The sequence below is a fragment of the Limnobacter sp. SAORIC-690 genome (assembly GCF_002954425.1).
GTDB lineage: Bacteria > Pseudomonadota > Gammaproteobacteria > Burkholderiales > Burkholderiaceae_B > Limnobacter > Limnobacter profundi.
The window spans coordinates 1-5,631 of the sequence record NZ_MQVZ01000003.1 but is presented as its reverse complement, the minus strand read 5'-3'; the positions used below and the strand labels follow the sequence as shown (position 1 = coordinate 5,631).

At 50.9% G+C, this 5,631-nt stretch carries 2 tRNA genes and 3 rRNA genes; all 5 read right to left on the bottom strand.

The window, feature by feature from the left end:
• Positions 1-11 precede the first annotated feature (11 nt).
• Positions 12-124 (bottom strand): 5S ribosomal RNA (rrf, locus tag BSZ31_RS16615).
• Between the two features lie 251 nt (positions 125-375).
• Positions 376-3,258: ribosomal RNA gene (locus BSZ31_RS16610) — 23S ribosomal RNA — on the bottom strand.
• 435 nt (positions 3,259-3,693) lie between these two features.
• Positions 3,694-3,769 (bottom strand) — tRNA-Ala (locus BSZ31_RS16605).
• Positions 3,770-3,796: 27 nt separating this feature from the next.
• A tRNA-Ile gene (locus BSZ31_RS16600) sits at positions 3,797-3,873 on the bottom strand.
• 165 nt (positions 3,874-4,038) lie between these two features.
• A 16S ribosomal RNA gene (locus BSZ31_RS16595) occupies positions 4,039-5,566 on the bottom strand.
• The 16S, 23S and 5S rRNA genes sit together here with 2 tRNA genes alongside, the layout of an rRNA operon.
• Between the last annotated feature and the right edge of the window lie 65 nt (positions 5,567-5,631).

Below are 5,631 nucleotides of genomic sequence, written 5' to 3'. Positions count from 1 at the left end.
GGAATTGGAGAGCCTGACGATGTCCTACTTTCACATGCGAATGCACACTATCATCGGCGCTAAGGCGTTTCACGGTCCTGTTCGGGATGGGAAGGGGTGGTACCACCTTGCTATGGTCGTCAGGCAAAGAGGGTTGGCTGTAAGTGCGGTGCCTTGATTGCACTTACTTGTTAGCTAACCAGCGTTGCGGCTGATTGGCTCGATTTGGAACTGATGAGTTATCTTTGAGACAGCGCTGCTATCTTGTTGATGCGTGTTGCGGGTATATCTATTTCAAACAAACTACCTTGGTTTTCATTGAGGCTAAGGTCTAGCCCCGGGTAGATTTACTGTGTTGTTTCATGTGCGTATCTTTTAAGCAAGGCTCAATGCTATAGAGCCAAGCCGCACGGGCAATTAGTACTGGTTAGCTTAATGCATTACTGCACTTCCACACCCAGCCTATCAACGTCGTGGTCTTCAACGGCCCTTCAGGAGGATCAAGTCCTCAGGGAAATCTTATCTTAAGGCAAGTTTCACGCTTAGATGCTTTCAGCGTTTATCTCTTCCGTATTTAGCTACCCGGCAATGCCACTGGCGTGACAACCGGTACACCAGAGATACGTCCATTCCGGTCCTCTCGTACTAGGAACAGCCCCCTTCAAATTTCCAACGCCCACGGCAGATAGGGACCAAACTGTCTCACGACGTTTTAAACCCAGCTCACGTACCTCTTTAAATGGCGAACAGCCATACCCTTGGGACCGGCTACAGCCCCAGGATGAGATGAGCCGACATCGAGGTGCCAAACACCGCCGTCGATGTGAACTCTTGGGCGGTATCAGCCTGTTATCCCCAGAGTACCTTTTATCCGTTGAGCGATGGCCCTTCCATACAGAACCACCGGATCACTATGTCCTGCTTTCGCACCTGCTCGACTTGTCAGTCTCGCAGTCAAGCACGCTTATGCCATTGCACTATCAGTACGATGTCCGACCGTACTTAGCGTACCTTCGAGCTCCTCCGTTACTCTTTAGGAGGAGACCGCCCCAGTCAAACTGCCCACCATGCACGGTCCCCGACCCAGATAATGGGTCAAGGTTAGAACCTCAAACAGATCAGGGTGGTATTTCAAGGATGGCTCCATGAGAACTGGCGTTCCCACTTCAAAGCCTCCCACCTATCCTACACAAACCGGTTCAAAGTCCAATGCAAAGCTACAGTAAAGGTTCATGGGGTCTTTCCGTCTAGCCGCGGGGAGATTGCATCATCACAAACACTTCAACTTCGCTGAGTCTCAGGAGGAGACAGTGTGGCCATCGTTACGCCATTCGTGCAGGTCGGAACTTACCCGACAAGGAATTTCGCTACCTTAGGACCGTTATAGTTACGGCCGCCGTTTACTGGGACTTCAGTCAAGAGCTTGCACCCCATCATTTAATCTTCCAGCACCGGGCAGGCGTCACTCCCTATACGTCCACTTTCGTGTTTGCAGAGAGCTGTGTTTTTATTAAACAGTCGCAGCCACCATTTTATTGCAACCCCTTCGTCCTTCCATTGTTCATGGTCAAACTACAAGGGCGTACCTTCTCCCGAAGTTACGGTACCAATTTGCCGAGTTCCTTCTCCTGAGTTCTCTCAAGCGCCTTAGAATACTCATCCCGCCCACCTGTGTCGGTTTGCGGTACGGTCAACGTGTAACTGAAGCTTAGAGGCTTTTCTTGGGACCACTTCCAATGGGTTCGTAGCCGTAGCTACTTCCCCCCACACCCTTGAGTATATGACAGCCGGATTTGCCTAACTGTCCTCTATGATGCAGGGACCAGGATATCCAACACCTGGACCACTTTCCACGATCCGTCCCCCCATCGCATTACACGTCGGTGCAGGAATATTAACCTGCTTCCCATCGACTACGCATTTCTGCCTCGCCTTAGGGGCCGACTAACCCTACGCCGATGAACGTTGCGTAGGAAACCTTGGGCTTACGGCGACAGAGCCTTTCACTCTGTTTATCGCTACTCATGTCAGCATTCGCACTTCTGATACCTCCAGCATGCTTTACAACACACCTTCGCAGGCTTACAGAACGCTCCCCTACCACATACACTTACGTGTACATCCGCAGCTTCGGTTATCTGCTTAGCCCCGTTACATCTTCCGCGCAGGACGACTCGATCAGTGAGCTATTACGCTTTCTTTAAAGGGTGGCTGCTTCTAAGCCAACCTCCTGACTGTTTTAGCCTTCCCACTTCGTTTTCCACTTAGCAGATATTAGGGACCTTAGCTGGCGGTCTGGGTTGTTTCCCTCTTGACACCGGACGTTAGCACCCGATGTCTGTCTCCCGAGATTGCACTTACAGGTATTCGGAGTTTGCCATGGTTTGGTAAGTCGCGATGACCCCCTAGCCATAACAGTGCTCTACCCCCTGTAGTGAGACTCGAGGCACTACCTAAATAGTTTTCGGGGAGAACCAGCTATTTCCAGATTTGTTTAGCCTTTCACCCCTATCCACAGCTCATCCCCTAACTTTTCAACGTTAGTGGGTTCGGTCCTCCAGTTGGTGTTACCCAACCTTCAACCTGGCCATGGATAGATCATCTGGTTTCGGGTCTACACCCAGCGACTAGACGCCCTATTCGGACTCGCTTTCGCTACGCCTTCCCTACTCGGTTAAGCTTGCCACTGAATGTAAGTCGCTGACCCATTATACAAAAGGTACGCCGTCACGGAACAAGTCCGCTCCGACTGTTTGTATGCACACGGTTTCAGGATCTATTTCACTCCCCTCCCGGGGTTCTTTTCGCCTTTCCCTCACGGTACTAGTTCACTATCGGTCAGTCATGAGTATTTAGCCTTGGAGGATGGTCCCCCCATGTTCAGACAGGGTTTCTCGTGCCCCGCCCTACTTGTCGTACGCCTAGTTCCACAATCGAGTTTTCACATACAGGGCTATCACCTTCTATGGCCGGACTTTCAAGACCGTTTTGTTAACTCAAATGCTAAATCGTACAGGCTGATCCAATTTCGCTCGCCACTACTCTCGGAATCTCGGTTGATTTCTTTTCCTCTGGGTACTTAGATGTTTCAGTTCTCCAGGTTCGCCTCGCACAGCTATGTATTCACTGTGCGATACCCCTAAAAGGGTGGGTTTCCCCATTCGGACATCTACGGCTCAAAGCTTGTTTGCCAGCTCCCCGTAGCTTTTCGCAGGCTACCACGTCCTTCATCGCCTATGACTGCCAAGGCATCCACCATGTGCACTTATTCGCTTGACTCTATAGCGTTAAGCCCTGCTCAAGTTATTCACAAGAACAACACTGTAATCACCATAAAAAGCAAAGTAGTTTGTGTGTATTCTAAATTTCAAGCGCCGGTGCGTATTAGGAACAATACACACCCACTTCTTGAGAAGAACGATGATGCAATCGCATCAATCAAAATATCTACACCTTCGTTAAAAGGAGTATCTATCTCGATATCTCATCATTTCCAAATTGTTAAAGAACAAGTCCAGATCCTGAAGACCTGGCGACTCTTACAGCCAAATGAATAAACACCCCAGTGCCCAGCACCACGCGCTTATTCATTTGACCGCAAACCGATGCAAACCCCCGCATCCCTTGCCTAACCGCTAACAGCCAATCTTTTATTCAAAGACCATTTATTCAAACACTCGATACAAACTTCACGTTTCTTGCAGCACTAAAACTTGGTGGAGGTGAACGGGATCGAACCGATGACCCCCTGCTTGCAAAGCAGGTGCTCTCCCAGCTGAGCTACACCCCCAGGTGTTTTACAACAACTTCAAACCAATGGTGGGTCTGGATGGGCTCGAACCATCGACCCCCGCCTTATCAAGACGGTGCTCTAACCAACTGAGCTACAGACCCCGTAAACTTTTCAGCCCCAGGGCCCTGACCTCTAGACAGTTCTTTCGTTCCGCACTTAAAGGCCCTCTCTTCTTGCTGCTTGTATCTTCGCGTCTAAACAAACCGATAAGTGTGAGCACTAAAACCAAACAAATTCAAGACTTGAATCTACTTCTCTTTCTCTAGAAAGGAGGTGATCCAGCCGCACCTTCCGATACGGCTACCTTGTTACGACTTCACCCCAGTCATGAATCCTACCGTGGTGACCGTCCTCCTTGCGGTTAGACTAGCCACTTCTGGTAGAACCCACTCCCATGGTGTGACGGGCGGTGTGTACAAGACCCGGGAACGTATTCACCGCGGCATTCTGATCCGCGATTACTAGCGATTCCGACTTCACGCAGTCGAGTTGCAGACTGCGATCCGGACTACGATCGGTTTTCTGGGATTGGCTCCACCTCGCGGCTTGGCAACCCTCTGTACCGACCATTGTATGACGTGTGAAGCCCTACCCATAAGGGCCATGAGGACTTGACGTCATCCCCACCTTCCTCCGGTTTGTCACCGGCAGTCTCATTAGAGTGCCCTTTCGTAGCAACTAATGACAAGGGTTGCGCTCGTTGCGGGACTTAACCCAACATCTCACGACACGAGCTGACGACAGCCATGCAGCACCTGTGTGCAGGTTCTCTTTCGAGCACCAATCCATCTCTGGAAAGTTCCTGCCATGTCAAGGGTAGGTAAGGTTTTTCGCGTTGCATCGAATTAATCCACATCATCCACCGCTTGTGCGGGTCCCCGTCAATTCCTTTGAGTTTTAACCTTGCGGCCGTACTCCCCAGGCGGTCAACTTCACGCGTTAGCTACGTTACCAAGGAAGTAAATCCCCAACAACTAGTTGACATCGTTTAGGGCGTGGACTACCAGGGTATCTAATCCTGTTTGCTCCCCACGCTTTCGTGCATGAGCGTCAGTGTTATCCCAGGGGGCTGCCTTCGCCATTGGTGTTCCTCCACATATCTACGCATTTCACTGCTACACGTGGAATTCCACCCCCCTCTGACACACTCTAGTCGTGCAGTCACAAATGCAATTCCCAGGTTAAGCCCGGGGATTTCACACCTGTCTTACACAACCGCCTGCGCACGCTTTACGCCCAGTAATTCCGATTAACGCTTGCACCCTACGTATTACCGCGGCTGCTGGCACGTAGTTAGCCGGTGCTTATTCTTCAGGTACCGTCATCCCCCTAGGTATTAGCCCAAAGGATTTCTTCCCTGACAAAAGTGCTTTACAACCCGAAGGCCTTCTTCGCACACGCGGCATTGCTGGATCAGGGTTTCCCCCATTGTCCAAAATTCCCCACTGCTGCCTCCCGTAGGAGTCTGGGCCGTGTCTCAGTCCCAGTGTGGCTGATCGTCCTCTCAGACCAGCTACTGATCGTCGCCTTGGTAGGCCTTTACCCTACCAACTAGCTAATCAGCCATCGGCCGCTCCAATAACGTGAGGCCTTGCGGTCCCCCACTTTCCCCCTCAGGGCGTATGCGGTATTAATCCGGCTTTCGCCGAGCTATCCCCCATTACTGGGCACGTTCCGATGTATTACTCACCCGTTCGCCACTCGTCAGCATCCGAAGACCTGTTACCGTTCGACTTGCATGTGTAAGGCATGCCGCCAGCGTTCAATCTGAGCCAGGATCAAACTCTTCAGTTTAATCTCTGCAAAATTTACTAAACTCGACGGAGTAGATGTTTATAAAAGCCTTGACAGCTTTCACA